This window comes from Actinomyces oricola, assembly GCF_004104015.1.
Taxonomy (GTDB): Bacteria; Actinomycetota; Actinomycetes; order Actinomycetales; family Actinomycetaceae; genus Actinomyces; species Actinomyces oricola.
In genome coordinates this window covers 67,926-87,098 of sequence record NZ_RYFV01000005.1, presented here as the reverse complement: position 1 = coordinate 87,098, position 19,173 = coordinate 67,926, and the positions used below count along the sequence as shown (strand labels likewise).

Genomic DNA, 19,173 nt, shown 5'->3' with positions numbered 1-19,173 from the left:
CCGGCTCGATCGGGGCCGGACGGCCCGGAGCGCAATGTCGCGCCGCGGGTCCAGCACCGTTAGGCTCGCCCGGTGACCAGCATTGTCAACGCCCCGGGACCTGAGCAGCACCACCCCGCCGTCTTGGCCGGCAGTGGACCACAGACGAGTTACGCCGAGATGGACCTCGCCCGGGGCCCCGCCGGCGGGGCCGGCACCGAGCTGGAGCTAATCGATGACGGAGCCACCCTGCGCCGCTCCATCCTGCCAGGAGGGGTGCGCGTCATTACCGAGTTCGTGCCCGGGCTGCGCTCGGCCGCCCTGGGCATGTGGTTGGGCGTGGGCTCACGCGACGAGGCCCCCGGTCAGGAGGGCTCCACGCACTTCCTGGAGCACCTGCTGTTCAAGGGCACTGCCACCCGCGACGCCCACGCAATCGCCGAATCCTTCGATCTCATTGGCAGTGAGTCCAATGCCGCCACCTCCAAGGAGCACACCTCCTACTACGCCCGCGTCCAGGGGTCGGACGCACTGACGGCCCTGGATGTCATTACCGACATGGTCACCTCCTCCCTCCTGGACCCCACTGACGTGGAGACTGAGCGCGGCGTCATTGTCTCCGAGCTCGCCGAGGCCGCCGATGACCCCCACGAGGTCGCCCAGGAGGCCTTTGCCCGCGCCGCTTTCGGAGCGGGCACGCCACTGGGACGGCCCATTGGGGGCACTTATGAGACGGTGACGGCCGTGCCCCGCGACGCGGTGTGGGAGCACTACAAGCGCACCTACGCCTCGGATTCCCTGGTGGTGGCCGCAGCCGGGGCGGTGGACCATGATGCGGTCTGCGAGCGCGTCGCCGCCGACCTCGCCGCCGCGGGCTGGGACCAGGGCGCCGGCGCGCTGCCGCGCAAGCGCCGTTTTGAGACTGAGCCCCTCAGACGGCTCGATGTTCACGACGTCACCATCGACCGGGAGAGCGAGCAGGCGCACGTCTACCTCGCCTGCCAGGGCATCCCCGTGCGCGACGAGCGCCGCTGGGCCATGAGCGTGCTCATCACCATCCTCGGCGGCGGCATGAGCTCGCGCCTGTTCCAGGAGGTGCGCGAGAAGCGCGGCCTGGCCTACACCACCTACGCCTTCGACACCTCCTACGCGGGCGCGGGCGCCTTCGGCCTGTACGCCGGGTGCGCTCCGGGCGACGTCGACGAGGTGTGCGCCGTCATGACCGGCGAGTTCGAGCGGCTCGCCGCCGACGGCGTCACGGAGCGCGAGCTGGAGCGGGCCCGCGGCCAGATCCGCGGTTCCATGGTGCTCGGGGGAGAGGACTCCTTGGCGCGCATGGGGCGGCTGGGGCGCGGGGAGGTGGTGACCGGCCGCCTGCGCTCCATGGATGAGAACCTGCGCCGCCTTGGAGGGGTCACCGCTGAGGAGGTGCGCTCCCTGGCCGCCTGGCTGGTCGCCCAGGATCGCGCCCGCGTGCTGGTGGGGCCGGTGGCCGCTAACCTTGGCCCATGAGTATTCGCGTAGCTGTCGTGGGCGCCGCCGGGCGCATGGGCGCCACCGTCTGCCGGGCGGTAGAGACCGCCGAGGGGCTTGACCTCGTGGCTCGGCTCGACATTGGGGACGCCATTGACGCCGAGCACCTGGCCGGCGCCGAGGTCGCCGTGGACTTCACCGTTCCGGCGGTCACCGAGGCCAATGTTCACGCCCTTATTGAGGCCGGCTGCGACGTGGTGGTGGGCACCACCGGCTGGGATGAGGATTCCTACGGGCGTGTGCGCGAGCACCTGGCGCGCCCCGAGGCGGCGGGCCGGGCGGTCCTCATCGCCCCGAACTTCGCGCTCTCCGCGGTCCTGACCATGAGCTTTGCCGCCAAGGCCGCCCGCTTCTTCGAGTCCGCCGAGGTCATTGAGCTCCACCATCCCGGCAAGGTGGACGCCCCCTCGGGAACCGCCGTGGCCACGGCGAGAGGAATCGCGGCGGCCCGGGCGCAGGCGGGCCTGGCGCCGGGGCCCGACGCCACCCAGACCGACCCCCACGGCTCCCGGGGAGCCGTTATTGACGGCGTCCACGTCCACGCGGTGCGCCTTCGGGGCTTGACCGCCCACGAGGAGGTCCTGCTCGGCAACCCCGGCGAGCAGCTCACCATCCGCACCGACTCCTTCGATCGCTCCTCCTTCATGCCCGGTGTCATCCTGGCGGTGCGTCAGGTGGGACGGCGCCAGGGCCTGACTGTTGGCCTGGATGCGCTACTCGACCTGTGAGGAGCGCACTTGGGGACCACGCTTGGGGACCACGACGCCAGGCGGTGGTGTGAGGAGTCAGTCCGGACCGCTGGGTCGCCACCCGGGGCCGGCGCCCCGGGTGGCGGTGCGAGAAGGGCACCGGCCCTGGTGGCGTGGTCCTTGACTGGACCGCCGGCCCCTGAGGTGGGGGTACAAGAGGTGGGGAACAGGCGTCCCCTCACAAGGCCGCTGTCCAGCAGTTCTCAGTAATGCCCAGCCCCACTGGCAGGAGCCGATGCGCCCCCGAGGGTTGCAGGCCCGCGGCGGCCAGGAAGCGGGTGAGGGACTCGTCCCCGTGCACGGCCCACATGCTCAGGGCCCCGGCCCCGTCCGTGCGGGCCAGGTCAGCGGCGGCGGCCAGCAGTCGCGAGCCGTGCCCCTGGCGCTGGTGCGCCGGGTCCACGCCCAGTGCTGTGACCTCTGCGGCGCGCCTCCCGGGGATCGGGGCACCATCGTCGTCGAGCACCTGTGTGGGGGCCAGCCCGAGCAGCCCCACCACAGTCTCCCCCTGGGTGGCGAGCAGCACGTGATGGGCCGGGCTCGGCGGGTCGCCGACTGCCTGCTCCCAGCCGGTGGCGACCACCGGCGCGGAGATGACCGCCCGCACGCCCACCGGCAAGGGGGCGCCGTGCGCGCTGCGGTGAGCGGCCTCCAAGGAGGCGAGCATGGTGGCCGCGTGAAGGCGCCCCATGGCGGGCAGGTCCGTGGGTGCGGCCGGGCGCACAAAGCCGGTGCCCGAGGGCTGCCGGTCCTGGGCCGTGCCGCCACCCCGAGGTCCGCCACTGGTGCCCTGGGGGCCGGGGGAGGGGGCCGGGTCGGGCCGGCCCGAGGAGGTGACCATAGGGGTGAGACTAGTGACCGGGCGCGAACCGGTAAGACACCGGCACGTCATGAGCCATGACACCGTTAGGCTCCTGTCATGAGCACTTTGCCCTCCCGCTCCTTCGGCTCCGTCGGCGTGGCCATGGTCACGCCCTTCACCCCTGAGGGGGAGATTGATGTCGAGGCGGCCCAGTCCCTGGCCGTCTCCCTGGTTGACGACGGCGCTGACCTCATCCTCCTGGCCGGCACTACCGGTGAGGCCCCCACCACTCACCTGCCCGAGAAGCAGACTCTTCTGCGGGAGGTCAAGGACGCCCTGGCCGGTCGCGCCATGCTGCTGGCTGGTGCCGGATCCAATGACACCGCTCACGCGGTGCGCATAGGCGTGGGCAGCCAGGCCGCAGGGGCCCAGGGCCTGCTCATTAACGCCCCCTACTACAACCGTCCCAGCGCCGAGGGCGTCTACCGGCACATTATGGCGGTTGTCGAGGCCACCGAACTGCCGGTCATGATCTACGACATCCCCGGTCGTACCGGTGTGAGGATCACTGACGACACCCTGTCCCGTTTAGCCGAGCACCCCCGCGTCCTCGCGGTCAAAGACGCCACCGGGGACGTCGAGCAGGGCTTCCAGCGCATGGAGGCCACCGGCCTGGAGTACTACTCCGGTGACGACGGCCTCAACTTCGCCTGGCTGGCCCACGGCGCCTCAGGGGTGGTCTCCGTGGTGGCCCACGCCGACGCCCACTCCTGGCGCGAAATGATCACGGAGGTTGATGCCGGTGACCTGGCGGGGGCCCGCGGCGTCGCTCAGCGCATGCGCCCCCTGGTGCGCGCCATGATGGGCGGGGGCCAGGGCGCCGTTATGGCCAAGGAGGCCCTGCTGCTCCAGGGACGCATCCCCTCCGCCGCCGTGCGCCTGCCGCTCGTGCGCGCCGAGGCCGAGGAGGTGGCCGCTCTGCGCGCCACCCTGGAGTCCTGCGGGCTCTTGTAAGTGCGGGGCCCCGGATAACACCGTCAACGACTCCCTTCAGTTCCCCTCAGTCTTTCCGGGCCTGAGCCCGGTGGAGTCGTTGATCTCACTGCGCCGATTACCACGCCCGCCATTGCGGCCGGGCCCGTTGCCCCCGGGCTCAGCGGTCGGTGAGCTGTTCGCGTACAGCGCGCCGCAGTACTTTGCCGATTGCCGAGCGCGGCAGTGACTCAAGGACCTCCAGGCGCCGTGGCAGGGCGTAGTGCGGCAGGACGCGCTCGGCGTGAGCGCGCACCGTCTCCAGTGTGACAGTCCCAGCCGGCACCCCCTCAGTGAGAACAACAGCGGCGACAACCGTTTCCCCGCGGGCCCCGGCGTCCATCCCGACGACGGCGACGTCGGCTACACCGTCCATGTCCCTGATCGCCGCCTCCACCTGGGAGGGGTAGACGTTAAAGCCATTGGTCAAGATGAGCTCGCGCTTGCGGTCGGCCATCCACAAGAAGGACTCCTCACGGCGCACCATGTCCCCGGTGCGCAGCCAGCCGCCCGGCAGCATGACCTCCTCGGTGGCCTCGGAGTCGTCCCAGTAGCCGGCGAAGACCTGCGGTCCGCGCACAAGCAGCTCCCCGGGCTCGCCGTCGGGCACCTCGTGGTCCGGGTCCGCCTCCGCAGGGTCGACGACTCGCACATCCGTGGACGGGAAGGGCAGGCCGAGTGCGCCCAGGCGGCGGGTCGGGCCCATGGGGGTGCCGGCCACGATCGGGCTCGTCTCGGTCATCCCATACCCTTCGACGAAGAAGCCGCCCGTGGCCCGCTCCCACTCGGCCCCAACCGCCGGGGGCATGGGCGCCGCCCCGCACACGCCGAAGCGCAGGGACCCCAGGTCCACCCCCGCCTTCTGGGCCCCCCGCAGAATGCGCTCGAACATGACCGGGACGCCCACGAAGAAGGTCAGTGGCCGTCGCCGGTGGGAGCGCAGGACCTCGGCGACATCGAACTTGGGCATCATCATTTGGGTGGCGGCCTTCTGCACGGCGCAGAACAGGTTGAAGGTCAGGCCGAAGGCGTGGAAGAAGGGCAGGAGCGCGAGGAAGACCTCACCGCCCTCATGGAGCATGGGCACCCAGGCGATCGCCTGGTTCGTGTTGGCCCGCAGGTTGCGGTGGGTGAGCATTGCCGCCTTAGGGGTCCCGGTGGTGCCCCCGGTGTAGAGCAGGACGGCCACGTCGTCGGCTCGCGGCAGCGGGAGCGACGAATTCACGTGCGGGTGGCGGGCGACTTCGCGGTCCCAAGAGCGGGCGGCGGCAGGCAGGGAGGCCGCCTTGAAGGACTCGCGCTGCCTGCGCGCCCTGGCCACGGGCAAACGCAGTGCCGCCCGCAGTCGGGCGGGCATGGCCGCGGACAGGTCCACGGTGAGCACGGTCCGTGAGGCGGTCGGGTCCTCGACCTCGGCGAGGGTCTGGACGCCCTTCTCCCAGGCCACCAGGACGCGGGCGCGGTTGCCGGCGAGCTGGGCGTGGATCTCTTCGGCGGGGGCGAGGGGGTTGTGCTCGGCGACGACAGCGCCCAGGCGCAGCGCACCGTACACGGCGATCACATGCTGGGGGCAGTTGGGCAGGAGGAGTGCCACGCGGTCGCCGCTGCGGACCCCGGCCTCCCACAGCAGGCCGGCGGCGCGCAGCGAGGCATCGAGAAGCTCGGCGTAGGTCATGGTCGCCCTGAGGAAGTCAATGGCGACACGGCTGGGGTAGAAGGCCGCGGCGGCCTCCAGCAGTTCGGTCAACGGCGCATCCGGCACATCAATGACCGCCGGGATTCCCGGCTGGTAGTGCGGCCGCTGGTAGCGGCCCGAGTCCTGCGGGCCCAATGCGGCCGGCGCGCTCTCCGGGCGGCCGGGGGCGGAGGCGGTGAGCGGCGGGGCGGTGTCGTGGCCGGTACGCGGAGTCATGATCTCCTTAGTCACTTCTGGGCGTCGCGGTGCTGAATCTCTTCACGCACGAGGCGGCGCATCACTTTACCTATGGCGGAGCGGGGCATGTGGTCGACGATCTCCAGACGACGGGGCAGGGCGTAGCGGGAGATCGTCCGCTCGGCCCAGGCGCGGACCTGCTCCAAGGTTACCGTCTGCCCCTCATGGGGCACGATCACTGCGACCACGGACTCGTCGCCCGCTTCGGTGGGGAGCCCGACGACGGCGACCTCCTCGACCTGTGGCATGGAACGCACCGCGGCCTCCACCTCCGTGGGGTAGATATTGAACCCCCCGGAGATAATAAGCTCCTTGCGGCGGTCGGCCATGACATAGAAGCCGTCCTCCTCCTGGCGCACCAGGTCCCCAGTGCGCAGCCAGCCGCCGGGCAGCATGACCGCCTCCGTCTCCTCGGGGTTGTCCCAGTAGCCGGCGAAGACCTGCGGCCCGCGCACCACCAACTCGCCAATGCTGCCGGGATCGACCTCCACCTCGGGGTCCTCGGGGTCGACCAGGCGCACATCGGTGGAGGGGTAGGGCACGCCCAGGGCGCCGGGGCGGCGCTCCGGGGAGATGGGGTTGCCCAAGATAATGGGGGAGGTCTCTGTCATGCCGTAGCCCTCAATAATGACCCCGCCAGTGGCTTTCTCCCAGGCGGCCGCCACCGCCGCCGGGGTGGGGGCGGCCCCGCACACGGCGATCTTGCAGCTCGACAAGTCCGCGCCCGTGGCCCGGGCCCGCCCCAGGATGCGGTCGAACATGACCGGGACTCCGGGGAAGAAGGTGGCGGGATGCCGTTTCCAGGCGGACAGGACCATGTCGGCACCGAACTTGGGCAGCACCACCTGGGTTGCGCCCAGGCCGACGGCGCACAGCAGCGACAGTGACAGCCCAAAGGCGTGGAAGAAGGGCAGGACGGCGAAGAAGGTCTCCTCGCCCTCCACGCAGGTCTGAGAGGCCCAGGCCAGACTCATCTCGGCGTTGGCCCGCAGGTTGGTGTGGGTGAGTTTGACCGCCTTGGGGGTGCCGGTGGTACCGCCGGTGTGCAGCAGGACGGCGACTTCGTTCACCTCTGGGAGCGGATGCCCCGTGGGCAGGGGCGCGCTGGCGGCTACCAGGTCGTCCCAAGAGCGCACCCCGGCGGGCACGCGGCCGCGCAACTCCGAGCGCTTGGCCCGGGCCGCCGCGATCGGCAGGGCCAGGGCCAGGCGGCTGGTGCGCGGCAGCCCCCGGCTCAGATCCACTGACAGCACGTTCAGACCCGCCATGCCGGCCCCTTCCAGGGACCCGACGGCCTGGACCAGGTGGGCCAAGGACTTCTCCCAGGCAATAACAACCCGCCCCTGGTGCATTTCAATCTGCTCGCGGACCTGGGAGGCCGGGGCCAGGGGGTTGTGCTCGGCCAGGATCGCCCCAATACGCCAGGCCGCATAGGCCAGGACCACGTGCTGGGGGCAGTTGGGCAGGATAACGCCCACGACATCCCCGCGCCCCACCCCCAGGCGGCGCAGCGCCTCGGCGGCGCGGCCCACCTGCTCGGCCAGCTGGGCGTAGGTGGTCGAGCGTCCCAGGAAGTCCAGGGCAATGCGTTCAGGGAAACGGCGAACGGCGTCGTCGAGCATGCACGACAGCGGCTCGGCCACCGGCGCGATCACCGCCGGGACGCCCGGGGCGTAGTGGGGACGCTGGTACTGGTCGCTGATGCCGCCCGCCCGGCTGGTGTCCCGGGCCGTGGTCTGCTGAGCGCTCACGGGTTCCCCTTCCCCCAGGCGCTCGCGGCATGCGCAGCGGGCGCCAGTCCATTATTCCTACGCAACCGTAACCTACGGTTGCGTAGGAAGGCTCGTGCACGAACGACCAGCTCGGTGTGGGCTGCCGCTCACCGTTCGCCGGGGACCGGCGCGGAGGCATCCGAGGCCTCCAGGCCGGTCGGCAGCGGGGCGTGGGAAACCACGTGCAGACGGCGCGTGGGGCGGGTCATGGCCACGTACAAGTCCCCGGCGCTGACCGCTCCGAGGAGTCCAGGATCCACCAGGACGACGGTGTCGAACTCCAGGCCCTTGGACAGGATCGGGCCCATGACGGCCAGGCGGGCGCGCAGCACGTCCCCTCCAGGGGCCTCCATGGCCGCCTCCAGCGCAGGATCGGCCCGCAGAACTGCGGCCACCGCCGACGGGTCCGGAGCGATGACGGCAATGCGGCCGCTGTGGGGGCCAACCTCCTCGTCCAGGGCCCGGCACTCCTGGCGCACCGCCCCGCGCAGCGCCACCGCCCAGGCCGCCTCGTCGACCGCTGTCGGAGAGTGGTCCTCGACTATGAGGCAGCCGGGCAGGTCCCGCACTGAGGAGACCGGGTAGACCGGCGGGTGGCCCAAGGCGGTGACAACCGCCTCAGCGGCCGCCATAATCGTCGCCGGAGTGCGATAGCACACGGTGAGAACCTCCTCGTGCAGCGGAGTCGAGGCCATCCTTCGGCGCGAGGGCGCCGAGCCCCGGCCGGCTCCATCCGCCGTCGGGCGTCGATCGGATTCGGCGGCGCCCAGACAGGAGAGCACCTGCCCCCAGGACTCTGGGGCGCTGGGCCCCGAATACTGGGCCAGGTCGCCAACCACCGTGAAGGAGCGCACCGGGCAGCGCCGGGCCAGGGCCCGCCAGGCCATGGCCCCCAGTTCCTGAGCCTCATCGACCACCACATGGCCGTAGGTCCAGGTGCGGTCGGCCCGCGCCCGTTCGGCCAATGTCAGGGAGGGGCCGGTGTCAGCCATGCGGCTGGCGAGCATTTCGGCGTCGACCATGCCCCCGCCCAGGTCCTGGGACTCGATTGCCTGGGCGGCGTAGGCCACCAGTTCTTCGCGCCGGCGCGCCTCCAGGCGCGCCCGGCGGGCCTCGGCGTCTTCACTGGGGCCCAGCAGTTCAGCGAGTTCATCAATGAGCGGCACGTCCGCCGCCGTCAACTCGGAGCCGGCCGACCGCGCCAGCAGCGCCCGCTCGGCCGCTTCCAGCTCGGGGGCCAGGCGCTCCAGCAGGGCCGGACGGGACCAAAGGCGCTCCAGGAGGCCCACGGGCGCCGTCGGCATCCAGCACAGGTTGATCTCCCTGCGCGCATCCCGGGCGGTACGGATGTCCTCACGGATCCAGGCACGGGTGTCAGCGTCCGAGGCGTCCTGCCCGGTGGCGGCCGCGTACTGGTCGGTCAGGCGCTCCAGCAGCCACAGCACGAAGGGTTCGCGAGCCAGGTTGTGGGGCCGCCCGGAACGGCGGGCCCGGGCCATGGCCTCGCGCACGTCACCCGGTTGCAGGAGCAGGCGCGTGCCCTGGACCATAATCGCGCGCGGCGCCCGGGGCACTCGCTGCAGGTCGCGCACAGCCCGTCGCAGGACCTGCGCCCACACCACGCGCCCCTTGAGTTCAGCCACCGCCGCCGGCTCCGTGCCGCGCGCCCGCACCCCGGGCACCAGGTCGGCGACGGTCGTGGACACCACGCCGGTCTCACCCAGGGAGGGCAGCACCTGCTCCACATAGCGCAGGAAGGTGCGCGAGGGGCCCACCAGCAATACCCCCGAGCGCTCCAGGCGCGCCCGCTCGGCGTAGAAGAGGTAGGCCACCCGGTGCAGGGCCACCGCCGTCTTGCCCGTACCCGGGCCGCCCTGGACCACGAGCACGCCGGTGCCCGGGGCGGTGACAACGCGATCCTGCTCAGCCTGGATGGTGGCGACAATGTCGCCCATGCGCCCCTCGCGCGCCGCCGACATGGCGGCGATCAGCGCCCCCTCGCCTTGAAGCCCCGCAGTGGCCAGGCGGGCCTCGGCGCCCTGCCGGTCAGTGAGTGCGGACACGTCAATGAGCTCGTCCTCCACCCCCAGGACGCGGCGAGCACGAGTGTCGAGGTGGCGACGGCGCACCAGCCCCATGGGGTCGGAGGCGGTGGCCTGGTAGAAGGCCCGGGCCAGGGGCGCCCGCCAGTCCAGCACCACCTCGCGGCGGTTCGCGTCCTGCAGGCCAATGCGCCCCACGTAGTGCCGTGGGCGGTTCTGATGGGCCGGGGGGAGCACCGGGCCCCTGGGGCCGGCCGACGGGCCGGTGGGCGGGTCCTGCGGCCCTCCGACGCCGGGGCGGGCGGGGGTGTTCTGCACGCCGTCGGCCCCCTCCTCTTCGTCATGTTCGTCCTGGTCGCCGGGGGCATCGCCCCTGGCCGACTCGGTCATGTCCATGCGCCCGAACACCAGCCGGTCCTCCACACCCTCCAGGGCGGTGACGAGGTTGGTGTAGTGCACCGCATAGGCGTCGCGTTCCCCACGTGACTGGTGGGTGCCCGAGACCCCCTTGGCCTCCGTGGCCGCCAGCGCTTCTCGGGCCGCGGCCAACTGGCGGTCGAGCTCGGTGTAGGCGCGGTCGACCACCTTCTGCTCCGCGGCGATCTCCTGAAGCGGGTCGGCCCGGCCCAGCTCGGTGACCGTGCCATCCGGGTCATCCGGGGCTGAGGAGCGGCCGGCGGTCGCGGGGCGGCTCGGAGTGCTCACATAGTCTCCCTGGGTCGTGACGGAGTCTAAAGCCGGGCGCCTCGCGCCCTGGCCGAGCGCTAACGCGTCCTGAGTGCCGGCCCAAGACCGGGCACAGGCCGATCCATTATTCTCCTCGCCAGCGGGCCGCGCGGACGCCCACAGCGAACAGGCCCGCCGTGACCGGCATCCCGGAACACCCCGGCCGGCCGTGCTGTTGCAGCCAACGAGCCAGTTCCCCACAACCAGGCCCCCGCCCAGGGGGCAAGCGCCGCACCGACCCCCATCGGCAGGAGAGGAGAGGACCATGAGACCGTTGTTCACTATTGATCGTCACGCCGGCGAGCCCCTCTCCCCGCGTGTCCTTCTTCACCACCTCGACGGCGCCATGGATGCCGGGCACGTCGGCGCCCTGGCCATTGAGCAGCTTCTCATGACCCTGCCTCATGAGCGGTTGGCCACTTTTGATGTCGATGCCCTCCTGGACTACCGGGCCAGGCGCCCGGTCATGACCTTCTCCGAGCGCAGCTTCGCGCGGGTGTCCATGCCCGAGCTGGTCCTGGACCTGTTCCAGGACGACGACGGCGAGCAGCTTCTGGTCCTCCACGGCGCCGAGCCCGACTACCGCTGGGAGGAGTTCGGCGCCGCCGTGGCGCACCTGACCGTCTCCATGGGCGTCGGCCAAGCGGTGGGGCTGACCGGCATTCCGCTGGCCGTGCCCCACACCCGCCCCACGGTCATCCACTACCACGGCTCCAAGCGCGAGCTGCTGCCCGAGCAGCAGGACTTCTTCGGCACCGTCGAACTGCCCGCCACCATGGGCTCTTTCCTGGAGTTGCGCTTGGGCGAGACGGGCATGGACTCCCGGGGCCTGACAGCCTCAGTGCCCCACTACCTGGCCCGCGACGACTACCCGGCCGGGGCCGCCGCGCTGCTGCGGGCCGCCGCGGACACCACCGGCCTGGCCCTGCCCGTGGGCGATCTGGAGGCCGCCGCGAGCATTCACCGCGGCGAGATTGATGCGGAGGCCGCCGAGCACTCCGAGGTCAGCGCCGTCGTCGCCGCCCTGGAGGCGCAGTACGACGCCGTCGCCCCGCAGAGCGCCGAAGGGCTCTCCGACGCCTTCGACCTGCCCAGCGCCGACGAGATCGGGGCCCGCCTGGAGGCCTTCTTGGAGGCCAACGACACCGGGGCCGACTCCGAGGGCAGGCCTCGCGCCGAGCCGCCCGGTGGCCCCTGAGCTATACCCGGCTATGCCCGGAGGCCCCGAGCCATGGCTGTCGATGCCCGCGCCGGAGCCCGGGAGCCCGCGTCAGGGGCGGGGCAGCGCCGGGTTCTGCGGCTCCCAGGTGCGCACCGGCAGGGGCAGGCGCCGCACGGCCCGCTCCACGGCGTCGGCCTGGGCGGCAGTGAAGGGCTCTCGGCGGGCCACGGCCACCAGGTTTCCGCGCCGTTTGCCGCGCACCACCGCGGCGTCCCCCACGACGAGCACCCCGGCGAAAGTTTCTCGCAGGCGCACCAACTCCGCGCCGGCCCGGGAGCGGGGCACCGAGGAGGTGTTGACCAGGAATAGCCCGCCGGGCGCCAGGGCGCGCGCACAGGCGCGCAGGAATTCACGACTGCGACAGGGCTCGGGCACGCCCCCGGCGGCGAAGACATCACGCACGACCACATCCCACTGGCCCGGGCGCAATGTGGGGGCCACCTCGGCCGCATCACCCACCCTCATGCGCAGCTTCGGGGCGCGCGGCAGGTCGAACCACTGGCGCACCGAGGAGGCCAGGACCTCATCGATTTCCACCGCCAGCTGGGTCGAACCCGGGCGCGTAGCGTCCCAGGCCCGGGCCAGGGCGCAGCCCGCAGCCCCCAGGTGGACTGCCCGCACCGGAGTCCGGGGGCCGTGCAGCGCGGTCAGGGCGGCGTCCATCTGCTGAAGGTATTCAAAATCCAGGTGCGCAGGATCCTCCAGGTCGATCCAGGAGGACTCGGCGCCATCGAGGAGTAGGAGGATTCCCGTCTCGCGGCGCTGGAGCCGTGCAGTAGCCAGGGAGGTGGTCACCGGGCCGGCGGGCAGGTCCGCCAGGCTGCGGGCGCCACGGGAGCGCACCGGGGCGGGAGAGGAATGCCTCAGGGGGCGCTTCGGTGTCACAGGGGCACGTTAGCCTGGGTGCGGGCACTGGGCCCGTGGCCGGCAGCATTTCAGCGGGATCTGGCAGGACCTGACAGCACCTGACAGGACCTGACAGCACCCGGTAGAACGGCGGCGCGGGCAAGGCCCTTGAACCCTTGACGATGACGCTCCACCAAGGCCCCGGATGCCTACGGGGCGGGGGTGAGAGGAAGGAGGAACTATGAGCCGGGCACCGCGGGCGCCCGCCGCGCGCCGCTCCTGGGGCGAGGACGACTCCGCCACGCCCATCCTCCACGTCGATATGGACGCATTCTTCGCCGCCGTCGAGCTTCTGGACCACCCCGAACTGGAGGGCAGGCCCGTCATTGTGGGGGGCGCCGATGGGCGCGGCGTGGTCTCAGCGGCCTCCTATGAGGCCCGTGCCTTCGGGGTGAGTTCGGCCATGCCCATGGCCGAGGCTCGCCGCCGCTGCCCGCAGGCGGTGGTCCTGCCCGTGCGCCACAGCGTCTACTCGGCGGTTTCGGCCCAGGTCATGAGCATTCTGGGGGAGGTGACCCCCGTCCTGGAACGGGTCAGTGTCGACGAGGCCTTCTTGGATGTGACCGGCTCGCGCCGCCGCATGGGCACCCCGGTGGCCATCGGCCAATGGATCCGACGGCAGGTGCGCGCCCGGGTCGGGGTGCCCGCCTCGGTGGGGGTCGCCGCCACCAAGTTCGTTGCCAAGCTCGCCTCCGCCCACGCCAAGCCCGACGGCCTCCTCCTCGTCCCGGCCGCAGCCACCCAGGACTTCCTCAACGTCCTGCCGGTGGGCGCCCTGTGGGGAGTCGGAGAGAAGAGCGCCCAGGCCCTGGCGCGCTGGGGAATTGAGGATGTACGTACCCTGGCCGCCACCGAGGTGCGCCTCCTGGAACGAATCCTGGGCACGGCCGCCGCCCGCCACCTATCGGACCTGTCCCACGGCATTGACCCGCGCCCCGTGAGCCCGCGGCGCGAGGAGAAGTCCATTGGCACCGAGTCCACCTTCTTCGACACGATTACCGACCGTGATCATGCCCGCCGGGTGCTGCTGGACCAGTGCCACCAGTGCGCGGCGCGCCTGCGCGCGGGCTCGCTGCGGGCCCGGGTGGTCGTGCTCAAGGCCCGCGGCGCCGACTTCACCACCGTGACCCGTTCACGCACCATGCCCGCCTCCACGGATCTGGCGGTAGACCTGTGGGCCACCGTGGAGGCGCTTTTCGCGGCGCTGCCCACGCCCGGCGGGGGCTTCCGGCTCCTAGGGGTGCGGGTTGAGGGCCTGGGCCGGGACGCGGACGGCGTCCAGCTACTGCTGGACGACAATCCTCGTCGAGGCGCACCCGAGCGGGCGGCCGACGAGGTGCGGCGCCGCTGGGGCAAGAAGGCTGTGGCGCCGGCCAGCCTGCTGCCGCCGCCCTCCTGACCCGCCGCGGCGCCTTCTTCCCCGACCTTTTCTCAGTGCCCCTCACCCTCGTCATCCCCGCTATTTCCCCGCTTTGTACCGCTCCTTCGCGGTGTTCGCCCACCGTGGGGCGGTGGGCGAACACCGCGAAGAAGAGCGGAGGAGAGGGGAGGTTCCCGGGCGGCCGGGGTTGTGCGCCACCACCTGATGGGATAAACCCGGTTTCCCTCCAATGACCATGACCGCCTATCCTGGAGGTCCTGAGGCCGAGGGCGCCCTGTGCCCCTTCACGAGAGCCGGTCCCAGGTCGGGAAACGAGGTGTGCCATGGCATTGTCGGAGCGCGAGCAGCAGGTGCTGCGCGACTTGGAGGCGCAGTTGCACGCCGATGCCCCAGATTTGGTCGACTCCATGGAGACCACGACCACCGAGCCCCAGGCGGACCGCTTCTCCCCGCGCCATGTCGGGGCGGGCGCAGCCCTGGTCATGGTCGGCCTGTGCCTGGTCATTGCCGCGGTCATGGTCAACCACGGCGTTGTCTCCATCCTCATTGGCGTCGCTGGATTCGCCTTGGCCGTGTGCGGCGTGACACACATGCTCACCCGGGTCTCGCCGGGGGGCCCGCCCCCAGAAGGCGGCCGCGGCGGGGGCTCGAAGCGTCGGGGCCGTCCGGGATCGGCGACGCGTTCGACGTTCATGGAGCGTCAGGCCGAGCGCTGGGATCGCCGCCGCGACGAGGGCCACTGACCTCCCCATCACCCCACTGGCACCCCTCCACCCTCCTCCACCGCCCCGCCCGCTCCTTACCTTCAAGCCCCGTCATCCGCAGTGCAGGTGACGGGGCCTTTGCGTGCCCGTCCTACCCGGTACAGGCGGAAAACGGTGCCGTCGCAGGAAAGAGCATCCGGGTCTTCGGGCCCAGAACAATCCACTGAATATATGGCGCTAGTCATATTCGTGTAGGTGCCGGCCGGGTGGGGGCCCGCGGCGCGCGGGGGAGGCGTGACTTTTCCCTCCACTCTGCTCCACTGGAGAAAACGGCGGTATGGCGCGGTTTGAGATGAGATCGTGATGCTCAGGCAGTGTCGTTGTGGGCGAAAGGGGAGGGAAGTGGAGTAAGGTGGGGTGCATTGGATCGCCGGGGGTGAGGAGTGATGTCCGATGTTTCTGGGCACCCACGCTCCACGTCTCGACGAGAAGGGGCGCCTCATCCTTCCGGCCAAGTTCCGCGACGAGTTGGCAGGAGGGGTGGTGCTCACCCGAGGGCAGGAGCGCTGCATCTACGCCTTCACCACAGCCGAGTTCGAGCGCATGTACGCACAGTTGCGCGAGGCCCCGCTCGCCCAGAAGCAGGCCCGCGACTACATCCGCGTCATGCTCTCGGGCGCCGACTCCCAGATCCCCGACAAGCAGGGAAGAATCACCCTGCCCGCACAGCTGCGCAGCTACGCGGGCCTGGGGCGCGAGCTCGCCGTCATTGGCGCGGGCGCCCGGGTGGAGATCTGGGACGCCACCGCCTGGAGTGACTACCTGGCAGCCCAGGAGCCCGTGTTCGCCGACACAGCCGAGGAGATCATCCCCGGCTTCTTCTGACCCGTAACCAACAACGTTGTACGCCCCGCGGCCCCGCCCCGTGAGGTCTCCGCCCGCCCTACCGTCCGACGCCACTTCCCCGACGCCGGAACCTGCGGGAGGAGTCCTGGCGGGACGGCGCCGCCCGCACAGCCCCGCATTGGGGCACACACTTCGAGGAGGAGAGCATGAGCCAGCGCGCCACCCCGGCATCGAGCCTCCACTCTCCCGTGCTCCTCTCCCGCTGCCTCGACCTGCTGGCCCCGGCCATTGAGGACAGTGCCGCGGGCCGCCCCCCGGTTCTCATTGACGCCACCCTGGGCCTGGGTGGCCACGCCGAGGGCGCCCTGGAACGGTTCCCCACCGTGCAGGTCCTCGGCATTGACCGCGACCCCGAGGCCATAGCCCTGGCCGGTGAGCGCCTGGCCCGCTTCGGGCCGCGCTTCCGCGCCGTCCAAGCCACCTATGACCGCATTGACGAGGTCGCCGCCTCCGCCGGCGGCGCCGTCGATGCCGTACTCATGGACTTGGGGGTCTCCTCCCTCCAGCTTGACGAGGCCGCCCGCGGATTCTCCTACGCGCGCCCCGCGCAGTTGGACATGCGCATGGACCAGTCCGCCGCCGCCACCGCCCAGGACATTCTGGACACCGCCAACGCCGCAGAACTCACCCGCATTCTGCGCATCTACGGTGAGGAGCGATATGCGCCCCGCATTGCCGCAGCCATTATCGCCCGCCGTGAGGCGGGCGACCCTGTGACCAGCACCGATGCCCTGGCCGAGCTAGTGCGCCAAGCGATCCCGGCCCCGGCGCGCCGCACCGGCGGCCACCCCGCCAAAAGGACCTTCCAGGCCCTGCGCGTGGCCGTCAATACCGAACTGGAGATCCTGGAACGGGCCGTGCCCAGGGCCTTGAACTGCCTCCGGGTGGGCGGGCGCCTGGTGGTGGAGTCCTACCAGAGCCTGGAGGACCGCATTGTGAAGCGGGTTCTGGCCTTAGGCGCCGCCAGCCGCGCCCCGGACGGGCTGCCGATCGTTCCCGACAGCGACCGCCCCTACCTGAAACTGCTCACCCACGGCGCTGAAAGGGCCGGAGCCGCCGAGAAGGCCCGCAACCCGCGCAGCGCCCCAGTGCGCCTGCGGGCCGCCATGCGCACACGCCCGGCCGACCAGGCCCCGGCCCCCGAGCCCGCCCACGACCGCACCACCAGCAATCAACACACACCGTGTGCCCGAGGAAGGAGAAACCGGTGACCGCCTCCGCCGCCCACTCCATGGCCGACCCGGCGGGCCCCGCCAGCAGCTGGCGCCCAGGGGTCCGCACTGAGAGCCCCGCCCGCCGGTCCGCGTCCGCCACCGAGCGCGAGCGGCCCCAGCTCTACGTGGTGCGCAGCCTGGTCCCCTCACGCACCACCCTGCCGTTCCTCCTGGTCATTGTCGTCATTCTGGCGGGGGCCCTAGTCTCCTCCATGGTGCTTAACGCGCAGATGGCCGAGACCGCCTACCAGATGCAGGAGGCGCAGATTGAGCTCAATGTCGTGCGCGACCACGTTGAGACCCTGCGTCACGACGTTCAGGTCGCCTCCGCCCCCGACTCTCTGGCGGCACGGGCCGAGGGCCTGGGCATGGTGCCCGCCGCCCCTCCTGGCGTCGTCGACCTCACTACCTCCACACTGGCGGGCGGAACGCCCGCCAAGGGAGAGTAAGGGCTTGTGAACCCGAGTCGTCGTCGAGTCCTCCAGGTCCTCGGCCTAGGCGGTTTCTCGCTCCTGGCCGGGCGCACCGCCTGGCTGCAGGTAGTCGCCGGGCCCACCCTGGCGGCCGAGGCCCAGGCCGGGCGCACCCTGACCTGGGTCAACCGGGCCCTGCGCGGGAACATCCTGGGACGCGATGGCACGGTCCTGGCCTCCTCCGTCGTCACCTACGACATTGGTGTCAACCAGGTCAAAGTCGCCCAGTACTCCTATGAGGTCCCCCGCCAGAATCCACTGACCGGTGAAACGGTCGTGGAGACCGTCGGCTACGGGGCCGCAGCCGCAGCCGCCCAAATCGCACCGATCCTCGGCGTCGACCCCCTGGAGTTGGGCGCCAAAATGGTGGGCGACTCCACCTACGCGATCATTGCCGAGTCAGTGCCCCCCGACACCTGGCGCCAGGTCAACGCCCTGGGGATTAACGGCGTCGAACCCGACCAGCGCACCCGCCGCACCTATCCCGCCGGGAACGTGGCGGGCAATGTCCTGGGGCTGACCCGGGAGAATGAGGAGCGCGAGCGGGTGGGCATCGCCGGCCTGGAGAGTACTCAGGACGAAGTCCTGACCGGCATCAACGGCAAGGGCAGCGTCGAGGTGGGCAATAGCGGCGAGATCATCCCCACCGGTGAGCAGCACGACACCCCGGCCGTTCCGGGGACGAGCGTGCGCACCACTATTAACCCGGACCTGCAGCGCATTGCCCAGGCCGCCATTGACGAGGTCGTCGACGCCCAGAGCGCGGACTGGGGCTGTGTGGCCGTTATGGAGCCGGCCACGGGCAAGCTCCTGGTCCTGGCGGACTCCCACAGCGTCGACCCGGCCGACCCCGGGCAGACGGCCGAGGAGAACCGCGGCGCCCGCAGTGTGGAGGCGATCTTCGAGCCCGGGTCGGTGGGCAAGGTCGTCACCTTCGCCGCCGCCCTGGAGGAGGGGACGATTACGCCCCAGGACACGTGGACCGTCCCCGATACGTGGACCGCCCCCAACGGGGAGGTCTTTCGCGATTCCCATGACCACCCGGTGCAACAGCTCACCAGCGCCCAGGTGCTGGTGGAGTCCTCCAATGTCGGCACCGTCCAGATCGGCGACACCCTCTCCGATGAGACCCGCTACGCCTACATGGAGAAGTTCGGGTGGGGCTCCCAGACCGGCGTGGAGCTGCCCTATGAGCCCGACGGCCTGATCTATCCGCCCGACCAGTGGGACGAGCGCACCCGCTACACCACCATGTTCGGCCAGGGGGTGGCCTGCTCGACCCTCCAGGCGGTCCAGGTGCTCTCGGCCATCGCCAACGGCGGTGTGCTCATCCCCCCTCGGGTCGTCGACGCCTGGATAGGCCCGGACGGCACCGTCACCCCCCAGGTCCAGCCCGAGGGCAGGCGGGTCATTGGCCAGGAGGCGGCCACCACCCTGACCGAGATGCTCATCGGTGTCACCCAGGAGGGCGGGACCGCCGAGTCCGCCTCCATCGACGGCTACCTCGTGGCCGGCAAGACCGGCACCACCGAGATCCTCACCGAGGACGGCACTGTCGCCTCCTTCGTCGGATTCACCCCTGCCCGGGATCCGGCCATTGCCGTGGCCGTCATTGTCTACCGGCCCGAGGGCGTCTACGGGGGGGTCGTCTCGGCGCCCGTGTTCCGCAAGGTCGCCCTGGCCACCATGCACACGCTGGGGATAGCGCCCGACCCCACCGTCATTGCCGCCCAGGCCGCTGCACAGGCCGACGCCCAGGTCCAGCAGCCGGCGCAGGACGCCACCACCCCATAATTCTT

General features: G+C 71.2%; 15 protein-coding genes. 10 read left to right on the top strand and 5 right to left on the bottom strand.

Features of this window, described 5'->3' with window-relative positions; genetic code table 11:
* Positions 1 to 159 precede the first annotated feature (159 nt).
* A complete protein-coding gene (locus tag EUC46_RS03500; RefSeq protein WP_128772863.1) occupies positions 160 to 1,491 on the top strand; it encodes a M16 family metallopeptidase in 1,332 nt (443 codons plus the stop codon).
* Positions 1,488 to 2,240: a 4-hydroxy-tetrahydrodipicolinate reductase gene (gene dapB / locus EUC46_RS03495; RefSeq protein WP_128772805.1), complete on the top strand. Its 753-nt coding sequence runs from the start codon at positions 1,488 to 1,490 to the stop codon at positions 2,238 to 2,240. The genes EUC46_RS03500 and dapB overlap by 4 nt, the downstream gene beginning before the upstream one ends.
* 199 nt (positions 2,241 to 2,439) lie before the next feature.
* Here dapB and EUC46_RS03490 read toward each other — a convergent pair whose 3' ends face one another.
* A complete protein-coding gene (locus tag EUC46_RS03490; RefSeq protein ID WP_241655363.1) occupies positions 2,440 to 3,102 on the bottom strand; it encodes a GNAT family N-acetyltransferase in 663 nt (220 codons plus the stop codon).
* 78 nt (positions 3,103 to 3,180) lie between these two features.
* Here EUC46_RS03490 and dapA point away from each other — a divergent pair, with 78 nt between their 5' ends.
* A complete protein-coding gene (gene dapA / locus EUC46_RS03485) occupies positions 3,181 to 4,077 on the top strand; it encodes a 4-hydroxy-tetrahydrodipicolinate synthase (RefSeq protein ID WP_128772804.1) in 897 nt (298 codons plus the stop codon).
* Positions 4,078 to 4,216: 139 nt separating this feature from the next.
* Here the strand turns inward: dapA and EUC46_RS03480 are convergent, their stop codons facing one another.
* The 3 genes from EUC46_RS03480 to EUC46_RS03470 all read right to left on the bottom strand — a co-directional run bounded on the left by EUC46_RS03480 (position 4,217) and on the right by EUC46_RS03470 (position 10,547).
* A complete protein-coding gene (locus tag EUC46_RS03480) occupies positions 4,217 to 6,007 on the bottom strand; it encodes an AMP-binding protein (protein WP_128772803.1) in 1,791 nt (596 codons plus the stop codon).
* An 11-nt stretch (positions 6,008 to 6,018) separates the two neighbouring features.
* Complete coding sequence (locus tag EUC46_RS03475) at positions 6,019 to 7,731, bottom strand: AMP-binding protein (RefSeq protein ID WP_241655373.1); 1,713 nt, start codon at positions 7,729 to 7,731, stop codon at positions 6,019 to 6,021.
* A gap of 176 nt (positions 7,732 to 7,907) precedes the next feature.
* Positions 7,908 to 10,547 (bottom strand): HelD family protein, encoded by a 2,640-nt coding sequence (locus EUC46_RS03470; protein ID WP_421701156.1) that lies wholly within the window; start codon positions 10,545 to 10,547, stop codon positions 7,908 to 7,910.
* Between the two features lie 286 nt (positions 10,548 to 10,833).
* On the opposite strand from EUC46_RS03470, the gene EUC46_RS03465 reads away from it, so the two are divergent.
* Positions 10,834 to 11,766, top strand: coding sequence for a PAC2 family protein (locus tag EUC46_RS03465; protein WP_128772801.1), 933 nt, complete (start codon positions 10,834 to 10,836; stop codon positions 11,764 to 11,766).
* Between the two features lie 72 nt (positions 11,767 to 11,838).
* Here the strand turns inward: EUC46_RS03465 and EUC46_RS03460 are convergent, their stop codons facing one another.
* Complete coding sequence (locus EUC46_RS03460; protein ID WP_128772860.1) at positions 11,839 to 12,585, bottom strand: spermidine synthase; 747 nt, start codon at positions 12,583 to 12,585, stop codon at positions 11,839 to 11,841.
* Between the two features lie 292 nt (positions 12,586 to 12,877).
* Between EUC46_RS03460 and dinB the strand changes: the two genes are divergently transcribed.
* The 6 genes from dinB (at position 12,878) to EUC46_RS03430 (ending at position 19,168) form a co-directional block, all read left to right on the top strand.
* Complete coding sequence (dinB, locus tag EUC46_RS03455) at positions 12,878 to 14,095, top strand: DNA polymerase IV (RefSeq protein ID WP_128772800.1); 1,218 nt, start codon at positions 12,878 to 12,880, stop codon at positions 14,093 to 14,095.
* 305 nt (positions 14,096 to 14,400) lie between these two features.
* A complete protein-coding gene (locus EUC46_RS03450; protein WP_128772799.1) occupies positions 14,401 to 14,820 on the top strand; it encodes a DUF3040 domain-containing protein in 420 nt (139 codons plus the stop codon).
* A 414-nt stretch (positions 14,821 to 15,234) separates the two neighbouring features.
* The gene (mraZ, locus tag EUC46_RS03445; protein ID WP_128772798.1) at positions 15,235 to 15,666 is read left to right on the top strand and encodes a division/cell wall cluster transcriptional repressor MraZ; all 432 of its coding nucleotides are present in this window, start codon (positions 15,235 to 15,237) and stop codon (positions 15,664 to 15,666) included.
* A 167-nt stretch (positions 15,667 to 15,833) separates the two neighbouring features.
* Complete coding sequence (gene rsmH / locus EUC46_RS03440) at positions 15,834 to 16,898, top strand: 16S rRNA (cytosine(1402)-N(4))-methyltransferase RsmH (RefSeq protein ID WP_128772797.1); 1,065 nt, start codon at positions 15,834 to 15,836, stop codon at positions 16,896 to 16,898.
* The gene (gene ftsL / locus EUC46_RS12875) at positions 16,895 to 17,350 is read left to right on the top strand and encodes a cell division protein FtsL (protein WP_241655362.1); all 456 of its coding nucleotides are present in this window, start codon (positions 16,895 to 16,897) and stop codon (positions 17,348 to 17,350) included. The genes rsmH and ftsL overlap by 4 nt, the downstream gene beginning before the upstream one ends.
* Before the next feature lie 6 nt (positions 17,351 to 17,356).
* Positions 17,357 to 19,168 carry a peptidoglycan D,D-transpeptidase FtsI family protein gene (locus EUC46_RS03430; protein WP_128772796.1) on the top strand — a complete coding sequence of 604 codons (1,812 nt, stop codon included), beginning with the start codon at positions 17,357 to 17,359 and terminating at the stop codon, positions 19,166 to 19,168.
* Positions 19,169 to 19,173 lie beyond the last annotated feature (5 nt).